At 62.9% G+C, this 1352-nt stretch carries 1 protein-coding gene; it reads right to left on the bottom strand.

The window, feature by feature from the left end; genetic code table 11:
• Positions 1-13 precede the first annotated feature (13 nt).
• Positions 14-1352 (bottom strand): bifunctional 5-dehydro-2-deoxygluconokinase/5-dehydro-2-deoxyphosphogluconate aldolase (locus tag VM94_RS18785; protein ID WP_046685508.1); only part of this gene is annotated, 1339 nt, incomplete at its 5' end.

Raw genomic sequence — 1352 nt, 5'->3', positions numbered from 1 at the left:
TTATTTTGTGTAGTCATGCCGCACGCTCCAGACGGTTGCGTGTACGCTGCCACAGGCCAATGAGCTGCTCGAAGTTGGCGCGCACGGCGGCGATCAGGCCTGCATCGTCAAGTTCGCCCGCCAGCCAGCGGCGACTCGGTTCCTGGAAGATGGTGCGGCCCACCATGAAACCGCGGCACGTCGTACTGGCACTGGCTTGCTCGAAACTGGCGGCCAGGGCGGCGATCGGCGCATTCAAACCCAGCAGGACGACACCACGGCAATACGGATCGCGCTCATGCACGAGGGCATCGATGGCTTGCCATTGCTGGGCTGACATGCTTTCCAGCTTCCACCATTCGGGATAGATGCCCAGGTTGTACAGGCGCTTGACGGCACGTAACACCGTATCGTCGCCCTGCGGCAAGGCTTCCGAGGGTATGACTTCGAGCAACAATTCGTGACCGCTCACTTGCGCCGCGTCGTACAGGGCCTTGATTTGCGCTTCCTGTTCCAGCCGGTTTTCCACGGCGTCGTCCGGATGCAGCTGCACCAGGCACTTGATCACGTGTTCCTTGGGCCAGCTCAGCAGGTGCGAGCCGATGGAACGGCCCCAGTCGAATTGCAGCGGATTCGATCCCGGCAATTCCACGGGACGGCCTATCCACCAGCCGCGTCCCGTCGCATCGTTGAGCGCATCGACGCCATAGCGGCCATCAATCAGCACGCCCGTCTTGCCGGCCAGCTGCAAGGCCGTTTCCGTCTGCGCCACGGCTTGCACCATCAATTGTTTCAGGGCCGCGATGGCCGCTTCGGGCGCGCCCGTCTGCTGCGCCAGCTCAAAAAATTGCGTGCGATGGTCAAAGGCAAATACGCACAGCTCGTTCCACTCTTTGCGCGCGACCGTCGTGCGATGCAAGCGGGACAAGGTCGCGTCCTGGTCCGGTTGCGTCAGCTTGGCCGCATTGGCGAGGAAATAGTCAAGCTCGACGAGCGATGGCATGGCCGGCGCGCAGCCGTGGCGCGACACGACGAGGGCGCCGCAGCCATTCGCATAGCGGCAGCACGCTTCGTAATCCTCGCCGCGCAGCCAGCCTTTCAGGAAGCCCGACAGAAACGCGTCGCCCGCGCCCAGCACGTTCAACACTTCCACGCGCAAGCCGCGGTAGTTATATGCATCATCGAGGCTGTGCGGCACCACATTGTCGATGACGGCGCTGCCCAGAGGGCCCCGCTTGACAACGAGGGTAGCCAGGGTGGCGGCCCGCACGGCGCGCAAGCTGGCCATGATATCCGCGCCGCCGCCGGCGATCATGAATTCTTCTTCCGTGCCGACGATCAAGTCGAATTGCGGCAGGATGCTTTGCAGATGT

It is taken from the genome of Janthinobacterium sp. KBS0711 (assembly GCF_000988085.1).
GTDB classification, from domain to species: domain Bacteria; phylum Pseudomonadota; class Gammaproteobacteria; order Burkholderiales; family Burkholderiaceae_D; genus Janthinobacterium; species Janthinobacterium lividum_E.
Note: the sequence above shows the minus strand (reverse complement) of the source record. Positions and strands in the feature narration are given on the sequence as shown.